This window comes from Xanthomonas prunicola, assembly GCF_002846205.1.
Classification (GTDB): Bacteria; Pseudomonadota; Gammaproteobacteria; order Xanthomonadales; family Xanthomonadaceae; genus Xanthomonas; species Xanthomonas prunicola.
Genome location: NZ_PHKV01000009.1, coordinates 23,156 through 42,288, shown reverse-complemented (window position 1 = coordinate 42,288; position 19,133 = coordinate 23,156). Strand labels below are relative to the sequence as shown.

19 protein-coding genes are annotated in these 19,133 nt (G+C 64.6%); 5 read left to right on the top strand and 14 right to left on the bottom strand.

Features of this window, described 5'->3' with window-relative positions; genetic code table 11:
• Nucleotides 1-47 precede the first annotated feature (47 nt).
• Nucleotides 48-1,262 carry a nucleotidyltransferase family protein gene (locus XpruCFBP8353_RS19340; RefSeq protein WP_101364679.1) on the top strand — a complete coding sequence of 405 codons (1,215 nt, stop codon included), beginning with the start codon at nt 48-50 and terminating at the stop codon, nt 1,260-1,262.
• Between the two features lie 103 nt (nt 1,263-1,365).
• On the opposite strand, the gene XpruCFBP8353_RS19335 is transcribed toward XpruCFBP8353_RS19340, so the two are convergent.
• From XpruCFBP8353_RS19335 to XpruCFBP8353_RS19270, 14 genes are all read right to left on the bottom strand, one after another.
• On the bottom strand, nt 1,366-2,478 hold the full coding sequence (locus XpruCFBP8353_RS19335; protein ID WP_101364678.1) for a glycosyltransferase family 4 protein: 1,113 nt from the start codon (nt 2,476-2,478) through the stop codon (nt 1,366-1,368).
• Complete coding sequence (locus XpruCFBP8353_RS19330; RefSeq protein ID WP_101364677.1) at nt 2,475-3,605, bottom strand: glycosyltransferase family 4 protein; 1,131 nt, start codon at nt 3,603-3,605, stop codon at nt 2,475-2,477. The genes XpruCFBP8353_RS19335 and XpruCFBP8353_RS19330 overlap by 4 nt, the downstream gene beginning before the upstream one ends.
• A gap of 121 nt (nt 3,606-3,726) precedes the next feature.
• The gene (locus XpruCFBP8353_RS19325) at nt 3,727-4,425 is read right to left on the bottom strand and encodes a class I SAM-dependent methyltransferase (protein WP_162301120.1); all 699 of its coding nucleotides are present in this window, start codon (nt 4,423-4,425) and stop codon (nt 3,727-3,729) included.
• Nucleotides 4,422-5,657, bottom strand: coding sequence for an amidohydrolase family protein (locus XpruCFBP8353_RS19320; protein ID WP_101364742.1), 1,236 nt, complete (start codon nt 5,655-5,657; stop codon nt 4,422-4,424). Before XpruCFBP8353_RS19320 ends, XpruCFBP8353_RS19325 begins: the two co-directional genes overlap by 4 nt.
• Nucleotides 5,658-5,669: 12 nt before the next feature.
• Nucleotides 5,670-6,512 carry a class I SAM-dependent methyltransferase gene (locus tag XpruCFBP8353_RS19315; RefSeq protein WP_101364675.1) on the bottom strand — a complete coding sequence of 281 codons (843 nt, stop codon included), beginning with the start codon at nt 6,510-6,512 and terminating at the stop codon, nt 5,670-5,672.
• A 286-nt stretch (nt 6,513-6,798) separates the two neighbouring features.
• On the bottom strand, nt 6,799-7,638 hold the full coding sequence (locus tag XpruCFBP8353_RS19310; RefSeq protein ID WP_101364674.1) for a Wzz/FepE/Etk N-terminal domain-containing protein: 840 nt from the start codon (nt 7,636-7,638) through the stop codon (nt 6,799-6,801).
• 44 nt (nt 7,639-7,682) lie between these two features.
• The gene (locus XpruCFBP8353_RS19305) at nt 7,683-8,816 is read right to left on the bottom strand and encodes a hypothetical protein (protein WP_101364673.1); all 1,134 of its coding nucleotides are present in this window, start codon (nt 8,814-8,816) and stop codon (nt 7,683-7,685) included.
• A complete protein-coding gene (locus XpruCFBP8353_RS19300; RefSeq protein ID WP_101364672.1) occupies nt 8,813-9,763 on the bottom strand; it encodes a glycosyltransferase in 951 nt (316 codons plus the stop codon). Before XpruCFBP8353_RS19300 ends, XpruCFBP8353_RS19305 begins: the two co-directional genes overlap by 4 nt.
• Nucleotides 9,760-11,013 (bottom strand): O-antigen translocase, encoded by a 1,254-nt coding sequence (locus XpruCFBP8353_RS19295; RefSeq protein ID WP_101364671.1) that lies wholly within the window; start codon nt 11,011-11,013, stop codon nt 9,760-9,762. Before XpruCFBP8353_RS19295 ends, XpruCFBP8353_RS19300 begins: the two co-directional genes overlap by 4 nt.
• The gene (locus tag XpruCFBP8353_RS19290) at nt 11,010-12,122 is read right to left on the bottom strand and encodes a DegT/DnrJ/EryC1/StrS family aminotransferase (protein WP_101364670.1); all 1,113 of its coding nucleotides are present in this window, start codon (nt 12,120-12,122) and stop codon (nt 11,010-11,012) included. Before XpruCFBP8353_RS19290 ends, XpruCFBP8353_RS19295 begins: the two co-directional genes overlap by 4 nt.
• Nucleotides 12,122-13,054, bottom strand: coding sequence for a GNAT family N-acetyltransferase (locus XpruCFBP8353_RS19285; RefSeq protein ID WP_101364669.1), 933 nt, complete (start codon nt 13,052-13,054; stop codon nt 12,122-12,124). Before XpruCFBP8353_RS19285 ends, XpruCFBP8353_RS19290 begins: the two co-directional genes overlap by 1 nt.
• Entirely contained in the window at nt 13,041-13,994 is a 954-nt protein-coding gene (locus tag XpruCFBP8353_RS19280) for a glycoside hydrolase family protein (protein WP_101364668.1), read from the bottom strand. The genes XpruCFBP8353_RS19285 and XpruCFBP8353_RS19280 overlap by 14 nt, the downstream gene beginning before the upstream one ends.
• Nucleotides 13,995-13,997: 3 nt before the next feature.
• On the bottom strand, nt 13,998-14,669 hold the full coding sequence (locus XpruCFBP8353_RS19275) for an acetyltransferase (protein WP_101364667.1): 672 nt from the start codon (nt 14,667-14,669) through the stop codon (nt 13,998-14,000).
• The gene (locus tag XpruCFBP8353_RS19270) at nt 14,666-15,103 is read right to left on the bottom strand and encodes a sugar 3,4-ketoisomerase (protein ID WP_101364741.1); all 438 of its coding nucleotides are present in this window, start codon (nt 15,101-15,103) and stop codon (nt 14,666-14,668) included. Before XpruCFBP8353_RS19270 ends, XpruCFBP8353_RS19275 begins: the two co-directional genes overlap by 4 nt.
• A 303-nt stretch (nt 15,104-15,406) precedes the next feature.
• On the opposite strand from XpruCFBP8353_RS19270, the gene XpruCFBP8353_RS19265 reads away from it, so the two are divergent.
• The 4 genes from XpruCFBP8353_RS19265 to XpruCFBP8353_RS19250 all read left to right on the top strand — a co-directional run bounded on the left by XpruCFBP8353_RS19265 (nt 15,407) and on the right by XpruCFBP8353_RS19250 (nt 19,100).
• Nucleotides 15,407-16,027, top strand: a complete 621-nt coding sequence (locus XpruCFBP8353_RS19265) for a cytochrome b (protein WP_243391168.1) — start codon at nt 15,407-15,409, stop codon at nt 16,025-16,027.
• A gap of 83 nt (nt 16,028-16,110) precedes the next feature.
• A complete protein-coding gene (locus tag XpruCFBP8353_RS19260) occupies nt 16,111-17,454 on the top strand; it encodes a cytochrome C (protein ID WP_101364665.1) in 1,344 nt (447 codons plus the stop codon).
• Between the two features lie 25 nt (nt 17,455-17,479).
• Nucleotides 17,480-17,872, top strand: a complete 393-nt coding sequence (locus tag XpruCFBP8353_RS19255) for a c-type cytochrome (RefSeq protein ID WP_101364664.1) — start codon at nt 17,480-17,482, stop codon at nt 17,870-17,872.
• A gap of 475 nt (nt 17,873-18,347) precedes the next feature.
• On the top strand, nt 18,348-19,100 hold the full coding sequence (locus tag XpruCFBP8353_RS19250) for a TorF family putative porin (RefSeq protein ID WP_101364740.1): 753 nt from the start codon (nt 18,348-18,350) through the stop codon (nt 19,098-19,100).
• Nucleotides 19,101-19,133: the final 33 nt, after the last annotated feature.

Below are 19,133 nucleotides of genomic sequence, written 5' to 3'. Positions count from 1 at the left end.
GCTCTCACTCTGTTTCCTCCTTCGTTTCGCCTGACCGGACCACGCGCATGCAACCATCCCTTCGCACCATCAAGCACCGCCTGCACACGGCGACCGAGCGACTGGCTCAGGAGCTGGCCCAGCCGAGCGACGCCTTGCCGCAGTGGGACCGGCTGCAATGGCAGTTGGCGGCTGCAGCAGCGGCAGCACATGGCGTGTCGCCACTGCTGCAGCGCCGCTCGTTGTGGCAGAGCGCCGAATGGAACGCCTTCCTGAGCGAACAGCGTGGCCATGTCGAAGACCGCCATCGGCGTATCGCGCTGCTGTTGACCCGCGTCGACGCCGCTGCGCGCAGTGCCGGCATTGCGCTGGTGGGCCTGAAAGGCACCGCCTTGCATCGGCTGGGCGTGTATCTGCCCGGCGATCGCCCAATGGCCGATATCGACCTGCTGGTGGAACCGGAAGATGCGCCTGCAACGGCCGCGTTGTTTTGCGAACTCGGCTATGTCGCCTCTTTCGAACAGTGGAAGCACCAGGTCTTCAAGCCGGTGCAGGGAGAGGCCGTGGCCGGGTTGGGCGAACACCGCGATGCGCCGATCAATATCGAGTTGCATACGCGCATCCAGGAACGTTTGCCGGTGAGCCGCGTGGAGATCACTGCGCGGATCCGGCCGGAGCACCCGCAACCGGGTTTGAACCCCTACCCGTCCATCGGTGCATTGATGTGTCACTTGCTGCTACACGCGGCAGGCGGCATCTGCCATCGCAATCTTCGCCTGATGCATTTGCATGATCTTGCCCTGCTGGCAACGCGCATGGGCCCTCGCGATTGGGAAGCATTGTGGGAAGACAGCTCCATGCCGCCGTGGTGGGCGCTGCCGCCATTGCTGTTGCTGCAGCGCTATTACCGCGCAGTGGTACCGGCTGCGGTGATGGCACGCCTGCGTGGGGTCTGTCCTGCACTGCTACGGCTGCGCGCGGCACGACAAACGCTCACCGCCGCATCGTGCTCCAATCTGTGGCTGTCGGCGTTGCCTGGGATTGAATGGTCGCGCTCGCTTGGCGAGGCGCGGCAGTATCTGCGCAACCGTGTGGTGCCTTCGGCAGAAAGCCGCAAGGAACGCGCGGACATGCTGCAGACGCAGTTATGGCTGCAGGATCAGCCGTGGGTGCGGCAGACCCAGGTGCGTCGCTTGATGACACGCCTGACTCGGCCGGTGCCCCGCACCGACATGTTGTACGTGGTGCGTGCCGCGCTGGATGGGTATCTGCAGCCGGCGTGAGGCTGCACGACAAAGTTTTGTGTCCAGCACGCGCCTCACTCAAGACACGAGCGCACAAGATCGCCAAAGACAGCGCCCTGCGTTGCCGCGCGCATCTGTGCACTCAACGCAGTGGTCGCTGCCCACACAACTGGCGATACAGCTGCTCGAACAACCGCGTCGTCAATGCAGCATCTTCGCGGACGGCGCGGCACTGTGCCGCCCAGGCCAGACGCAAGCGCAGTTCGTCGTCGCCGAGCACCTGGCGAATGGCCTCCGCCATGCCGGCCCAGTCGCCGGGCGGCACTGCCAGTGCCGAGATCGGCGCCCATTCGACCAGGTGTCCCACGGCAGTACCCACGGTTGGTACACCGGCAACGGCGGCTTCCAGCAGCACTAACGGTCCGGCTTCGTGCAGAGAGGACAGCACCAGCAGGTCGGCCGACAGCATGATCGGGCGCAGCTCGCGTTGGGTCTTGAAACCGAGAAAACGCACCTGTTGCTGCAAGCCGAGTTGCTGCACCAGGCCTTGCATGGCGCCGTCCAATGTGTCGACGCCCACCATGTCCAGGGTGAAGGCGACGCCGGCGCGCGTGAGTGCGGCCATCGCCCGCAACAAGGTGGTCTGATCCTTGACCGGGTTGAGGCTTGCCACATGCAGCAGGCGTGCGGTTGCTCTCGTACGGGCGCGCGGCGCCGCAGGTGGCCAGGCGCGCAGATCCACGCCCAGCGGCACACGCTGCGCAGCGATGCCCAGCGCCTGCAACGCATCGATGATGGGCGTGCTGGCAGCCGTCACCTGATCGGCAAGCCGCAGGATCACCGCCTCGCGCAGACGCCCACGCCATTTGCGGCGGCCGCCGTAGCCGATGTGATGCAAGGCGACCAGCTCGCCGCCAGCGATATGCACCACGCTGGGACGGCGCAATAACTTGGCAGCGGTCACCGCGATCAAACTGCAATAGCCTGAAAAAATGGCCTGGATCACATCGAACGGCGCGCGCCGGTGTTCGTCGCCAATGGCCGCGATCGCGCGCAGCCTTGTGCGGCGCGCGCCAATGTTATGCACGGTCGCGCCGCGCAGGCTCCAGGTGCCCGGCTGCGGCTCTTGATGCAGCACGAACACGTGCACCTCATGGCTGCGTGCCAGCCAATCGATCAAGCTCAGGAACACCGGGATCACGCGGACTTCCCCGCTGCGATCCACACCACCTGGGACCACCAGTGCCAGTTTCATGTGGTGTGCTCTGGCGTGGTCGTGAGTAATTGCGTGTATGCCTGTACCCAGCGCTGGCCAACTGCAGCAAATGACAGGCGCGCATCGAAATGTGCGCGCACCTGAGCGCGTGAGGGACGCTGCCGGGACACGCGTAACAACAGTTCCGACAATGCCGATGCATCGCCAACCGGCCACAACTCGCCCACTGCGCCGTCATCGCTAAGCGCACGGAACGAGGGGATTGCGGTGAGCAGCGGCAGGCAGCCGCAGGCGTAGGCTTCCAGCGCGGCATAACCGCAGCTTTCCGTATGGCTGGCAGAGACGAACAGGTCGGCCGCGCGCAACAGCTCTTGCACGCGTGCATGCTCGACCTTGCCCAGCAACTGCACGCATCTCGCCAACTGCGGGTCGTCGCGCAAGCGCTGCTGCACCTGCTCCAACAGCGGAGCCTTGTCGAAGACGCACCACAATCGCAACCCAGGCACCATGCGCGCCACCATGGCGACCGCGTCGAGCATGCAGAGCGGGTCCTTGGCCGGGCTTAAATGACCGATCCATAGCACACACGGGTCACCGTGCAAGCGTGTCTGCTCGCGTGCCTGCAATCGATCGCCTGGGGTAAAGCGGCTGCTCGATTCGGAGATCGCAAACAGCTGCGCGCTGCGGCGGAACAAGCGCGCACGCGTGAACGGCTGCGCCAGCTCCAGCGAGGTGAACGCGATGCCGTTCGCGGCGGCATAACGTGCGCGCCACAGGCTTCGACTCCACCAGCGCGGTGGTCGGTTGGCGTGATCCTGCAGCAGGATCGGCAGCTGCGGCAGCAGGCGCGCCAGACGCCGCGCATCGCCGGCGAACTCCAGACCGTGCACATGCAGTACATCTGCATCGATCTCGCGCACCAAAGCGGCAAGCGTGCGCGCACGGCGTGCGCTGCCACGCTGTTGCAGATCGGCAAAGCGGTAGTGGACACCCTGGCGGCATAGCTGGATGTTCGAGGCAGATGCCTGGATCACCGACACGCGCACACCCGCGCTGGCAACAGCCTCGGCGATGTCGGCCAGCGATGGCCAGTGTGCGAACACCTGCTCCGCGCTTAGGCCATCGGGCGTGGGAACCAGGTTCAGCTGTGCGACGTGCAGGCTCATGGAATCGATAGCGCTTGCACGTCGACCAACGTGACGATGACGCCGTGCGCTGCGCTCGTCGCGTGCCACTGATGGGCGGCCCTTACCTCACAGGCAGCCACTGCCGCGTGCAACTTCTTGCTCACGCGACGCGTCGCAGCCGCAGCACCAGCGCTACCGGCACCTGCAAGGCCGCCTGGTCGAAACGCGCGCCGGTCGGAATATCCGCAGGGTCCAGCATCGGCTCGGCAACGGCTTCGATTGCAAAGCCGAGTGCGGTGCACGCCGAATGCCAGTGGCTGTAGAGATGCTGGGTATGCCGCACCGCGTAATGCTGCCCGTTCGCCTTGAAATCGCGGCGCCAACCCAGCGCGTGGCCGATCGGATGCACGTCGCTGCATAGCACGATGCCACCAACGCGGGTGACGCGATGCAGTTCTTCCAACGCCGGCCACAGCCGTTGCAGATGCCCCACGACCAGGCCGCACACGCTCAGATCGGCCACCGCATCGGGCATCGGCAATTGATCCACACTGCCTTGTTGCAAGCCAATCCGTCCGACCGGCCACGCCTGTGCCAGCTCGGCGCCGGCACGTTGCAGCATCTGCGGCGACAGATCGACACCGGTCACGTGCCGCGCGCCGCGGCGCAATGCGTGCAGCATGTAGCGGCCGCTGCCGCAGCCAGCGTCCAGTACGTGCTGGCCGTGCAGGTTGGCCGGCATCAGTGCGAGCATGGCGCGTTCTTCAGCCAACATCACCGGGTTGTGCGCGTGCGGCGGATACGCCTGCGCCCACAGTGCGTACGCGGCGGCGGGTTCGAGCACCGGCATTACACTCACGAAAGCGCTCCGTTGGCAGCCAGCGCACGCGCCACCTGCGCGGCGGCCTGCGCCGGTTGCTCCAGCGACACGCGCTGCAGGCCAGGCTCGAGCGCTAGCACCGCCGGGTCGGCCAGTGTGGCGTCGAGTAATTTGGGCCGCCCATCCAGCAGCACCGGCACCGTCTGGATACCTGCCGCGTCGAACCACGGCGCAACATCTGGATCGGCAATGCGAGGTTTGCCATCGCGGATCACCGCACGCAAGTCGCTGCGGTCGCACCCGATGATGCTGCTGGCCGGCTCGCCACCACGGTCGCGCACGATCAGCAAATCTGCAGCGGCACCGGGCGCGATACGCCCACGGTTTGCCATGCGCAGGATGCGTGCGGAATCACTGGTGACCATGCCAAACAGAAGATCCGGCGCCAATCCGGTCTCGCTGGCGATGCGCAGTTCTTCCAGCAGGTCGCGTGCGCCGCTGATGCGCGAATCGCTGCCCAGCGCCAGCCGGCCCGCCGTGCACAAGCGCCACGGATCCAGCGTGCGACCGAGCAGCGCTTTATTGCTGGACGGACACCACACCACGGCGGCGCCACGCGCGATCACTCGCTCGATATCCTGCTCACCCATGCCCACACCGTGGATCAACACCGTGTTGGCGGCCAGGCAGCCGAGCCGGTCGAGTTCGTCGAGCTCGGCACGCGCCACCGCGTCGGTGCCTTCGGCCAGATGGATCATCCAGGGAGACGCGGCTGGAGTTGCGGCGAAGCTGCCCTGGACTGGCGGACCGTAGCCGGTCCAACCCAACGCGTAGCTCCAGCCGAATTCACGCAGCACGCTCACCGGGAAATTCGCTTCGTCCAGCGTGGCGTGCCATGGGTCGTGCTGGGCCACGCAGGTGACACCCGCCAACAGGTTCTTCAAGCCACCATGGCGCAGCCGCACCGCCTTGGGCACGCGCAATGCGGCGGCGACATCTGGGTGCTGAAAATGCGCCTGAAATGCCTCGATCCATGCATAGCTATTGGCGAACGGCGCGGTCTGCGGCAGCGCCGGCACGCCGTTGACCTGCAGATGCTCGTGCGCATTGATCAGGCCCGGTGCCAGCACGTGCCCTTGCAGATCCAGGCGCAAGGTGCCGGTGCCGAGCGTGCCGCCGAAGCGACCCGCGTTGATTGTCACTGCGGTGCGCGACGGACCCGCTGGTGTCATCGCGCGCGCGCCTTGCAGGCAGACATCAGCCATGGCCATCGGCATCTCCACTCAGCGCTTGCGCATCACGATCAGAAAGTGATCGCCCATGTCGCGCAGCAGCGGCAACCCGCCCAGCCGATCGTCACATCGCCCAAGGCGCGCGGACAGGCGCGGGTTGCGCTCGCAGAAATCGACCAGGTATGGCGGCGGCAGGAACAGGCTCAAGGCGCGGTAACTCTCCAGCACGAAATGCGTTTCGAATGCGCGGTAGAACTCGCGCGGCAGGTGGTACCAGGTCCAGATGGTGTGGCCGTTCATGCCCACCGCAATTGCCCCCTTGGCTGCACGCACCGCGGCGCGCTTGAAGCGCCCGCGCAAGGCGTAATGCCCGATTTCCCATGGGCAGATCCGCCCGATCACCGAAAACACCAGGCAGCCATCGGCGCGCAGCAGACGTGCGCATTCGGCGGCGACGGCTGGCAGATCCGGCGTACAATTGAGCGGGCCGAAATTGGAGTACATGCCATCGAAGCTGCCTTCCAGCCGATCGAGTTGCTGGATGCCGACATGTGCAGCGCTGAGGCGTTCTTCCAAACCTTGCGTTACCGCGCGGTGGCGGGTGCGCTCGACCATTGCCGGTGACCAGTCGGTGGCCAGCACGGAATACCCGCGACGTGCGAATTCGCCGGCATCCAGGCCGGTACCGCAGCCCAGATCGATCAGCCGCGAACCCACCGGCAGCTCCGCAGCCACCGTGTCCCACAGCGTGGTGCGCATGCGCTGGATCAGCGCGTTGTTGCCGCGGGGGCCATCGTAGTCGGGAGCCACGCTGTCGAACGCACGTTGCGTCTCCAGCAGCTGCTCCGGCGCAACCGTGCCGCCCCGCGCCGCATGCTCATTGATTGACGACATACGCAGCCTCCCACACCAGTCCCGCTGTTCTCACGACACTCTCCGGACGCAACGCCGCCAACGTGGCATCGCTTGATAGACCCGTGAGTGCCAGGTGCTGCCGGTTTGGTTGCAGCGTGGTGGCTGATGGTCAAGCCGGCTCAGGCGATCACGCTCCACACGAGTGGGCTGGCTCGACGCGCCGTCATGCGAGGTGTGGTCTACCTGCCGCGCGCATAGCACTTTGCACTTGCGTGAAGCGCGAATTTCAACCCATCGCCATTGTGCCGACGCTCAACTGCAACGATTAAGCGCCAGCGTGTGCACGGCGACGTACCGCATTGCGCAGCACCGCAACCAGCACGCCCAGCCCTGCCCCGGCCAGCAGGCCGGCTGCCCAGGCGGTGATCGCATTCGGATACGCCTGGCGGTCGGGGACGTATAACGGCCACGCCAGCGAGGTCTGGTAGGTGTAGCGCGCGGTTAGACGTGCGACCAGGTCATCGCGTTCAGTCTTCAAAGCGCGGATGGTGGTGTTGCTATCGGTCAACAACACACCGGCGAGTACTTGCGCAGGAGTGGCAGTGGAACTGCCCTGCGCGACTTGCAACTGCTTCTGCAGCTGCTCGCGGTTAGTGGTTGCCGCGCGCAGATCGTCGCTCAAGCCTTGCAGCCGGGTGCGCGCGAGCGCGAGCGCAGCCGCATTGGTGTCGCCATGCAATGTCTGCAGTTGCCTCACGGTGGCCATGGCCAGCATACGCGCCTGCTGGGGCGACTCGGCCCGGACGGTCACACCGATCAGGTTGGCGTAGGGGTCCGGGTCCGGCTTCAGGCTGCCGCGATAGAGCTGCGCAGCGCGGCTAGTGAGCGGCACCTTCGCCTGGCGCAACACCGCATCCTGGAACTGCCGCGTTTTCATCCGATCGATCACGCGCTGGAACGGTTCGACCTTGGGGTCACGGCCAGCAGGTGTTGGGCCAATCTCGCCGACCTGGATCCACGCGTTGGCTTCCCATTGCGGTTTGGCCAGGCGGGTAAAGGCGAAGGTCAGGCCCAGCACCACGACCAGCGCTGCCGCTGCCCAGCGCCATTCGCGGCGCAGGATGCGCCACAGGTCGATCAGATAGATTTCGTCGTGTTGATTCATGGGATGCGGCTCGGCAACGGGGCGATGAATGGCGTGCTGCGCGCTTACGCGGCAACCGGATGAACAGACAGGCGGCTCGGCAACAGCAGCGTGCAGGCATGCAGCACCAGGCACAGCGCGATGAAACCGAAGTTGGTCCAGGTGAACGCCTGTGGTGCGAAGGGCGACATCAGGCAGGCATAGGCGATGCGCAGGAAGATCAGCACATGGAAGATCGACAGCGAGGCGTTGAGCCGACGCACGCTCCATACCAGCCCGGCATACAAGGCCAGCAACGCCAGCAATGCGCCCGGAGCACCCCACGCCATCAAAAAAGGAAAGAACTCGGTGCCCACATTGATATTGGGCGCATCCAGCGGAATGCTGGTGCCAGCGGTTGCAATCGAGCCGCTGAACGGCACCAGTTGATTCACCAGGAAACTGGCGTTGAGGTAGCCCTTGGCCAATATCGCGCCGAAGTTGTACGGCCCGGCACTGATGTAGAGCAGTAGCCATTGCACGCCCTGCGGCATGGCGCGATAGAACGCACTGAATGGCAATGCCACCGTCGCCAGGGAACCGGACCGCAACGCACCAAGGACGGAAAACACCCCGCCACCCGCAGACACCAGCAGACCGATGGTCTTCCACGGCAGGCGGCGCGCCGGGTCGCGGCGCAACAACAGCACCAGCACGAACGAGAACAGGCCGGCGAAGATGCGGTTGCGGTCGATCACCACAATCGGGAACACAAAGCCCAACGTCACCATCGCCGCGCGCAGCCCGCGATGGCGCACACACAGCAGTGCGATCGGTGGCAGGATCCAGCACATATTGGAGATGTGCCGCACGTGCGCACGCAGTGGGCTCAAGGTGGCATACGACGATGGATCGCTGAACAACGGAATCGGAAACAGCACCACGTCGGCGATGCAGAACAGCGTCACCGTCGCGGCCAGTGCCATCGCCAGAAACGCGTCGCGGGTACCGGCGTAACGGTAGGTGCGAAAGCGCTCGACCGACGGCAACTGTGTACGCAACACCACATCGAGCCCGAAGGTAGCCGCTGCTGCAAGCGCCAGCAGCACGATGCCTTCCAGGTAGCCGTCGGGTAGCGCGTAGGTCAGCCACGTCAAGGCACAGCTGAGCAGCATCGGCAATGCCAGATAAGTCGCCGGACGGCGCAGCAGCGTACTCATGCAAGCTTCGCCGCACGTGCGGCACGCTTGGTCCGCCATCTTGCAGGTAACGACAACCAGGCATAGGCCAATAGAGACATGACCACCTGATGCGGCCGGCGCCGCAGAAACGCCACCTTGGCTGCGATGTACTGCGCCTGCGCACGCAGCAGCGTGCGGTCAGGTTCGCCGAACAATGGCGCGCAACGCAGCGCCACCTGCCGCGACTCGCGCAGGTTGGCGATGCGTGCCGGCACATTCACGGTCTTGCTGAGGTTGGCGCCATGCAGGCGGTACGCACACACCGGCAGATCGACAAAACCCAGCGCGTTGCGTGCGGCCAGTCGCAAGAAGAAATCCCAGTCTTCAATGCGCAGCGATTCGTCCCAGCCGGTGCGCGCATCGAACGCACTGTGCCGCAACAGCGCAACCGCGCCGCTGACCGCCCATTGCCGTATTACCGCACGCCGGATGCCGGACTCGGAGCGATATAAGTCTGTATCCACCCCGTGGAGATCGCGCATGGCGCTGCCATGCAGCAGTTGTCCGTGCTGGTCGACCACACAGGCATCGCCGATCACGGCGCATTTTTGCGGATGCGCGCATAGGTAACGCACCTGAGCGTCCAGCCCGCCCGGCAGCAGGTAATCGTCGCTTGCGCCAAGCCGCAGGTACTCTCCCCGCGCACGCACCGCCAGTTCGTTAAGCGTGGCGGCCACCCCACGATTCTCGCGTTGCACGAACTGCACCGGTATCCGATGCCCATGGTCGCTGATCCACTGGCTGATCTTTTCGCCGGTGGCATCGCTGGAGCCGTCGTCGATGATGACGATCTCCTTGCATGGATACGGGTCCTCCAAGACGCTGTCCAGGCAGCGCCGCACGAAACGCTCATGGTTGAACGCCGGAATCAGCACCGACACCAACGGCCAGCGTGCACGTGCCGATGCGGGCGTCTGATCGATCATGCCGTCCGCTCCAGATAGCGCCGCACCACCACGATGTTGAACACCAGATACAGCACGTAATTGGCGGCGAAGGCGTACATCGCACCGATCAGCCCGAACTGCGCCGTAAACACGTACACCAGTGCCAGATAGCTGGCTGCAAAAGCACATTCGGAGATCACGAACAGCCGGGTCATCGCCTTGGCCAGCATCACGTACGACAGCACGAAGGCGGCGATCTTGATCACGTCGCCCAGCAACTGCGGGCCGTACAGCGGCGCTGCAGCAGCAAATTGCGTATCGAACAGCAGCCAGGTCACCCAGTCACGGCACACGTAAACGCCGAGTGCCATCACGATCACCGCCGGCATGACGTAGCGGTATGCGCCACGCAACTCCTGCCCCAAGGCGGCAGAACCGCGCAGCGAGGCCAACTTGGGCAAGTAGTACACATTGATGGCGGTGGTGAAGAACAGCAGATAGGCATCCGAGACCCGGCTCACCGCCTGCCAGTAACCGACTTGCTCCCAGCCGAATTGCAGCGCCAGATGATCGCGCACCAGGATGGTCACCAACTGCGGCACCAGCGTAGAGGTGAGCGTCATCACCGAAAATGCAGCCAGCTGACGGGTCATTTGCGCATCGAAGCGCATCCGCCACATCGCAGGCTGAAAATAGGGACTACGCCGCAGCGCCGGGACCGCCGCAAGCAGCCACAGCACTTGGCCCAGGACAAGCGCCAGCAACGCCCCATGTAACTGCGCCCGGCTGGAGAGCCACGCTACAAGTGCAACGCTCAGCACGGCGCCTGACACTTGTACGAAGGCGAGCCGCCGCACATCCATGAAGCCGTTGATCAGCGCCAGCATGTAATTGAGCAGTGCGATTCCCAGCTGCGCGATCGCCAACACACAGATCAGCGGGCGGTAGCTCGCATCGCCCAGCAGCCGCTCGGCAATGGCTCCACTGAACATCATCGCCAGCAGTGCCATCACGCAGGCTGCGCAGAACGCATACCAGAGCGCCGCACTCAGCAAGCGCGCCAGTGCCGGCGCGTCGTCGCGGTACTGCGCCACATACTTGACGATGCCGGCACTGATGCCGCCACCGGCCAGTACCGCCAGCACCGACATCAGGTTGAGGAACTGGCCAAGCCGGCCCACACCCTGCGGCCCGGCATAGACGGCGACCAGCTTGACCACGACCAATGCCGCCAGCAGCTTTGCCAGCGTTGCAACGCCGGTGTAGGCGCTGCTGCGCACGACATTCATGTGCCGCAGCCAAACGACTGGCAGGCGGCGATCACCTGCGCAACCGCTGCATCATCCAGCGCCGGCCCCATCGGCAGGCTCAGTATCTCCTGATGCAAGCGCTCGCTCAGTGGCAGACAGGCTTCGCCCAACGTGGCGTATGCGGGCTGCCGGTGCGGCGGCACGGGATAGTGAATCTGCGTCTGGATGCCCTGCCGCAGCAGATGCGCCTGCAAGGCGTCGCGCTGCGGGCTGCGCACCACGAACAGATGCCAGACGTGCTGCTGCTCGGCCACCAGCGTGGGCAGCACGATCAACGGGTTGTCGATACCTTGCAGATACCGCTTCGCCACCGCGCGCCGCAGCGCGATCTCTTCTTCGAGATAGCCCAACTTGACACGCAGAAATGCAGCCTGCATTTCATCCAAACGCGAATTCACGCCCTGGCAGAGATGGTGATACTTCACTTCCGAGCCGTAGTTGCGCAGCGCGCGAATCCGCTCGGCCAGGCGCGCGTCCGAGGTCGTCACTGCGCCACCATCGCCCAGCGCGCCAAGGTTCTTGGTCGGGAAAAAACTGAACGCCGCTGCATCGCCGAAAGCACCGGCGCGTCGCCCCTGTGCGCTTGCACCGTGCGCTTGCGCGGCATCTTCGATCAGCAGCAGGCCGTAGCGGTGGGCCAGTGTTTGCATGGCCTGCATATCGGCCAGCTGCCCATACAGGTGCACCGCCATGATGGCGCGCGTGCGCGGCCCGATGGCCTTCTCCACCCTGGCGGGGTCGAGGTTGAAGGTGATCGGGTCCGGCTCCACCGGCACCAGCACCAGATGGTTCTGGCTGATCGCCAGAAACGTCGCGATGAAGGTGTTGGCGGGTACGATGATCTCGTCGCCTTCGCGCAGAACGCCCAACTCGCGGTAGCCGCGCAGGATCAACGCCAACGCGTCCAGCCCATTACCCACGCCCACTGCATGGTTGGTGCCGCAATAACTGGCGAATTCCTCTTCGAACGCGGCCAGCTCCTTGCCGAGCACATACCAGCCGGAATCGATCACGCGCGTCGCAGCGGCTTTGAGTTCATCCGCATAGCGCGCATTGACTGCGCGCAAATCCAGGAAAGGCACATCCATTACAACGTCCATCGATAGAAATCCTGCACCACGGCGCGCGCACCGAAGCGTTCCTTTTGTTCCACCAGACCTGGGTTGAGCACCTGTCCGCCCTGCTCGGTCGAGATGCCAAAGCTGAAGTAGTCGCGCTGCGCATACACATCGGTGATCAAGTCGGCCAGCAGCAGACTCAGCGCATCCAACTGGCGGCCCTGCTCGGACACCGCCAGATACTGGGTATGCACACTGCGACCGAAATCGAACACCAACGCCCCTGCCACCAACTGCCCGTCAGCGCGCGCCTCATGCAACACAATCTGCTGCTCAAACCGGCCTTGCAACAGTTGCAGCTCATCCAGCCGATGCGTCGGCGCTACGCCATGCCGCTGCAACACTTGGGTCAGCAGGGCATGAAACCCATCGAGTTGGTTCCCCCGCTGGATTCGCACGCCGGCCTTGCGTGCCTTGGCGATGGAACGCCGCCGCTCGCCACTGAAGGCAGGCGGCTCGCGCAGTGCAATCGCCGACGACAGATCGCGTCGATAGAGCTGCGCGCCAACCCGATGCAGCGCGTACAACTCCTCTTCAGCCGGATACGCATGAAAGATATGGGGCACCGGCTTATAGACAATCTCGCGCACGCCAAGCGCACGGTAGTGCGCGGCAATGTGTTCGAACACCTGCAAGGTCCCGCCGGCACGCAGTGCCATCGACGACACCAGCCCGGCATAGGTCAGCCCGGCATGGCTGCTGACGGAATCGCCCTGGAGATTCGCCGGGAACACCGCGACCACCTCGTCCCCACGTTCGACGAGCAAGGAGGCATCCATAAAACGCGCGGCGTGATAGTCCATGTAGCCGCGCCGATGCAGCAGAGTGCCATTGCGCGAGGAGGCCACCAGCGCGTCCCACGCAGGCGCATCGCCTGGCGCGTACGACCTAACCGAAAACATGGCAGCCCTGTGACTCCACGGGCAACGCCGCATCGGCCAGGCCGAAGCCGGCCTGCCCCATCGCATTGCCGTTGTAGAACATCAACACGCGCTCCCCGTGTTGAATCAAGGCCGGGTAGCACAGCGTCTGCGCATCCCAGCCGTCATCGGACAGCGCAAGCCCCAGCTGGCTATCGTCGCGCTCCCAGTGCATGCCATCTTCGCTGAAAGCGATGCCGGGAAAGTAGCCTCCATGGATATCGCCACGGGTGAAATACATCAGATAGCGCCCGCCAAGCCGGTACACGCGTGGACGCCCGATGCGGTATTCATCGCCGTGGGGACGCAGGCACACCGCATCATCGGTGGGAATGCAACGCAGGTCATCGGTCTCTGCGTAACGGATGTGGTACCGCGGATACGGCTGGCCACCGATCGTTTCCCAGTCGTCGCCCACCGCGTACCACAACCGCCAGCGACCCTGCTCGTAGCGCGCCGAATGCACCGCAGCAATCGTGCTGCGTCCAGGTGCGCGATCCAGCAAGGGCGTTTGCTGCCGACGCTGAAAGCGCTCGCCACCATCGCTGGACACTGCCAGACCGGTAAAGGCGAGAAACTTGGCCTTGGCCACGCGCTGGAAACCGACATAGAACAGGTACAGCCCGTCCGGCCCGGCCACCACATCGCCCAGGATCATACCGTTATCGTCGAAGCATCCATCGCGGCCGATGTCGAGCACCGGCTGCTTGCTGACGCCAACGATCTGCGTCGGTGCATCGGCGCGCACATCCACATAGCCAATCCGGCTCACGCCTTGGGCATCACGGAAGCCGGCGTACACCCGCAGTACCTGCGCACAGAGACGGTGCGGGGTGGGCGTCAGTGCAGCATGGTGCATCCAGCCGCCTACGCCATCACGTGCGACATCGAACACCAACCCTCGCTTGTTCCATGCAAACACGCTTCAAAGTTCCACGTCGAAGCTGGATCTGCCCGCCACCGCACGCGCCGGCGCGCCCACGTAGACGCGTGCGGCTTCGGTATTGCGGGTCACCAGCGCGCCGGCACCGATGATGTTGTCTTCAGCAATGCGCACCTTGTCGCTGAGCGTGGCGTTGACGCCGATAAAGCTGCCTTGGCCGATCTCGCAATAGCCGGAAATCACCGCATGCGAGGCGATGAACACATGATTCTGGACCACCGTGCGGTGACCGATATGGTTGCCGCTCCACACCACGCAGTTGTCGCCGATGCGGGTGAACGGCTGGACGACGTTACCCTCGAAGATGAAACAGTTGGCACCGATCTGCGCGTTATGCCAGACGAACGCGCGCGAACTCAGATAACTGGCGCAGCGATAGCCACGTTGGACCACGTCCCGGAAAAAGCGCGTGCGCAGACGGTTGAGTTGGGTGGCCGGAATCGCAACGAATACGTCGTAGTGCTGCGGCGGGTAGCGTTGCTCCAATTCTTCGTAAGCCACCACTGGCAGCTCGGCCAACGTGGGCTGCAACAAAAAGGCGCGCTCCACGCTGAAGGCCACCACGGTGTAGTCGCTGTCATGCTGGAAGTATTCGCAGGCGATCTGTGCGAATTCGCCAGCACCGATGATCACCAAGTGTTTAGGTGCGCTCATGCTTCCAGCCTGCAGGCGTGGGCATGCGTACCATTGCGCACTTCGCTCACGAATTGGTCGTAATCCAGGATGTAATCGCCCGGGTCGTAGAACTGGTCGGCGAGCACCATCAACACGCAGTCGGCACTGAAGCGGTACAGATCGCGCCACACCATGCGGCCGAGCAGCAGGCCTTGCGAGGGGTCGTCCAGCACCACTTCGCTGGGACCATGGCCGTTGCCTTCGTCGAGCAGGATCGTCACCGAGCCGTGCAAGGCCACTGCAAATTGATTGAGCTGGCGGTGCGCGTGCTGGCCGCGATGCACGCCATGGCGCGTACCGAACAGGTAATACACGCGGCGAATCTCGAACGGGACATTGCGCTGCTGCTCCAACGAAATGAGCAAGCCGCGATCGTCACCATGGGTGTGCAACTGGATGCGTTCGATGACCATGATCGGAGAGGCGTAACCGCTGACTGCACGTAGTGCGACATGCCTGAGTGCGCCGGGTCGCGCGAAAGGTTGCGCGGTCGCGACCCCTGCGAAGCGAGGTACGCGCAAGCGCAATCGAACGCGTTGTACCAACGCGGTATGCAGCGCGTGCGCGCGATGTGCAGAGGCGATGCAACCTTTTTCCGACATCGCCGCACCCATCGGTGCACGTTCACCTGGCCGCCGTTCGGCCGGCGTGGGGAGCCAGGCCTGGCAGCACAGCACGCCACCGGAACCAACGACCACCACTGGAAGACAGATCAGATGAGTTCATCCCCACAGGCGCCCGTCAGCCCTTCCGCCTCCGGCGCAGGCACATCGCCACGGGCAGAACAGACGCCCGTAGCCACGCGCGTGCTGCCGTTGCCTAAAGCGATGCGCGTGCTGCACTGGCTCACCGTGCTGTGCCTGATCATGGCGGCCACGCTGATCCTGCTGCGTGCCCAACTGGATGGCCGCGCATTGCGTCAGTGGCTCCTGGAAGGCCATCGTCACTTTGGCCTGCTGGTCCTGGTGCTGTTCGCGTTACGTATCGGGTTGCGCCTGCGTCTGCGCACGCTGCCGCCCGGCCCGCCCGCTTCGCTGCCGATGCGCCTGGCCGCTGGTGCCACGCATGTGGCGATGTACGGACTCATGCTCGCGCTGCCGTTGCTGGGCTGGTCGCTGAGCAGCGCCTACGGCAAGCAGGTGTATTTCTTCGGCATCCCCTTGCCCGCGTTGGTCGCACCCGATGGCGACCTCGGCGACACCCTGGGCACATGGCATTTGAATGCCGCCTGGGCGTTGCTGGCGCTGGTGCTGCTGCATATCGGCGCCGCGCTCTGGCATCACCTGGTGTTGCGCGACGGCCTGCTGCGCCGCGTGTTGCCGGGCAAGCGCGCATGAACCGCCGCAACCCGCCTTCTGTCATTGGCTTCCTCGCCCGTTCCCGCATCGCTACATCCCGCACCGTCGAACAAGGACTTTCCATGCCCACTTCCCAGCCCGCTCCGCGTCGCACTGCCACGCGTACCGCCTCCCTGACGTCCTTGTTGTGCGTGTCCGGCCCGTTGCTGCTGCTGGCCAGTACGCAGGCGCAGGCGATTCCTTCATTCGCGCGCCAGACCGGCTCGTCCTGCGCGGATTGCCACGTCGGCTCCTACGGCCCGTCGCTCACGCCCTACGGCATGCGCTTCAAACTCGGCGGTTTTACCGATACCGATGGCGACGGCACCAAGATTCCGGTGTCCGGCCAGCTCACCTGGTCGCGCAACAACCCTAACCGCGGCGACAGCACCTCACGACTGCGCGAAGCGGACCTGTACCTGGGCGGCCGCCTCAGCGACAACATCGGCGGCTATTCCAAGATCCGCTCCAACAACAGCGGCAACGCCACCTTCGATACGCGCCTGGACGATGTCGATCTGCGCTTGGTCAGCAAGCCGTTCCAGATGGCCGGCAAGGACACCATGATCGGCGTCAGCGTCAACAACAACCCGGGCATTTCCGACCCGGTGCACGTGTTGCCGAACGCCTCCACGCTGACCCCGGCCTCCAATGGTGGCGCGTCCACCATGCTCAGTTCCTCGGCGCTGTCCAACCGCGTCATCGGCGCCAGCGTCTACGGTCTGTACGACCGCAATTGGTACGGTGAAGTGGGTAGCTACGGAGCACTGTCGCCGTCGGCGCAGGATCGTCTCGGCTGGCCGGTCAACGGCGACCCGGGCAAGCTCAGCGACACCCGCTATGCGCGTGTTGCCTATATGAAGGACATGAAGCGCCAGTTCTTCTCGGTGGGCCTGACCGCGCTCAATACGCGCCGCCAGCCCCTGCGTGTCGGGCCCAGCGACGACCTCACCGACCTCGGCTACGACCTGACCTACCAGTTCCTCGGCACCCGCGAACACGTGCTGTCGCTGGCCTACGTCAACATCTACGAGCGCCGCAAATACGGCAGCCCGCTGATGTCGACCGATCCCACCATGCCGGCGCTCGACCGCGGCAGCGTGCGCGATCAGACCATCAGCATGAACTACGCCTTCAAACAGACCTACGGCGTGCTGGCCGCGCACATGATCAACACCGGCTCGTTCGATGCGGCGCGCTATTCGCCGGTAGGCATCCCCGACACCACCAGCAATTTGATCCTGCTGTACTGGAGCCCGTTCGGCAAGGAAGGCACCTACACCTCCATCGCCAACCTGCGCGTGTCGGCTGGCTGGTTCCGTTTCGACAAGTTCAACGGCAGCACCTCCAATGTGTTCCGCGGCCCGCCGATCACCAATCCGCGCGACCTCGACAGCTTCACCCTGTCGGTCAACCTGGCCTTCTAATTCCCCCGCACCTGTACGGATCTACATGAACGCACCCCGCACGCTCTGCCTGTTGTACGCCCCGCTGGCCGGCCTGTTGCTAGCAGGCGCACTGCCCGTGCCCTCGGCACACGCTGCCGATGGCGCCGGCACCTTCCTTACCGAATGCGGCGAATGCCATAGCGCCAAACAGGGCAAGAACAAGAAAGGCCCGTCCCTGTTCGGCGTGGCCGGCCGTCCTGCTGGCACCGTTGCGGACTTCAGCGGTTACTCCGACGCGCTCAAGAACAGCAAGTGGACCTGGACCCCGGCCCAGCTCAAGTCCTATCTGTCGCAATCCTCGACCAAAGCCCTGCCGGGCACCAAGATGAAGTACGACGGCCTGGACGATCCGAAGGAGCTTGATGCGTTGATCGCCTACCTCAACACCTTGAAGTAGGGTCGATCAGCGCGCGTGGCGCCTTGGCATCCGCCGGGGGGACGGAGGGTGCACAAACCGCAACGCACACTGCCTGCCTGCGGTTGCGGTCTTCGGCATTCCGGGCATGTCGCCTGCAGGCAACCTTCGCTGCCGCCGTGGCTGTGGCGGGCGCGCTTTTCCAGCTGCGGCGGCCTGTCCGCCGGCCGCCTGTCCAGTCCCGATCTGGAAACATCCTGCACAGGCCGACAGGACGGATGTGCGTTTTCTGACACTATGCCTTCGCGTAGACGGACGGAATCGCCGCAGCCGCGGCGGTCTCGCCCACCGTCATAGGTCACCATCGCGTCCCCGTTTCACGCCCACCTCTCACGCCATTGCCGACCGTTTCCACCTCCAAGCCGCTCCCCCTGCGACCGCGACGCCACTGCGCCCGTGGCGCTTCTGCGTGGGCGCACTGATGGGCTCTACCGCGTACGACGAATGCTTCAAGGCGATGCCAGCCGCGCCCGCTGCGCAGCCCGGATGCCTGCATGCGCCGCGCAGGCAACCCCGACTGCTCCAATGGCTGCTGCTCACGCTGGTATCTGGCTGCTGCGGCAGCGCCCTGGCCAATGACCTCGGCGGTGCGGTGGCGGTGACCTCCAGCCTGATCGACCGCGGCATCTCCATCGCGCCCAACAAGGTCACCGTGCAGGCGGCCGGTTACTGGCTGCCCTCCCCCGGCTGGTCGGTCTCTACGTCGGTGGCGTTGCAGTCGCCCGCCTGGAGCGACCCGGTGGCAGTCGCCGCCCAGGTCGGGCGCGCCTGGATGCTGGGCGACCGCTGGCAGATGCAGGCCAGCCTGCTCTACTACGCCTATCCGACCGACCGCTCCACCCGCACCTTCAACCGCCAGGAAGCCAGCCTGGCCTGGTCCTACCGCGACGTACTGACGTTTTCGCTGTCCACTTTCAACTTCCCGCGCGCCGACCAATCGCCGTGGAATGTGGCCTTCGACGTCACCGCCAACGTCCCGCTGAGCAACGATTTCAGCCTGTCGCTCGGCGCCGGCTCGTCGCGTTTTCCGGCCATGGCCTACGGTGCGCCCCACTCCGGCCGCTATCAATACGGTCAACTGGGCCTGAAGTGGAGCCGCGCCGGATGGACGCTGAAAGCCGAGCGCATCCTGACCAGCGGCAATACCCCACGCATGCAAGGTGGCCCCGGCGAAATGCCGTGGCTGGGCACGGTCTCCAGAACCTTCTGATCCATACGCAACCTTTTGCCTGCCTGCGCGCAC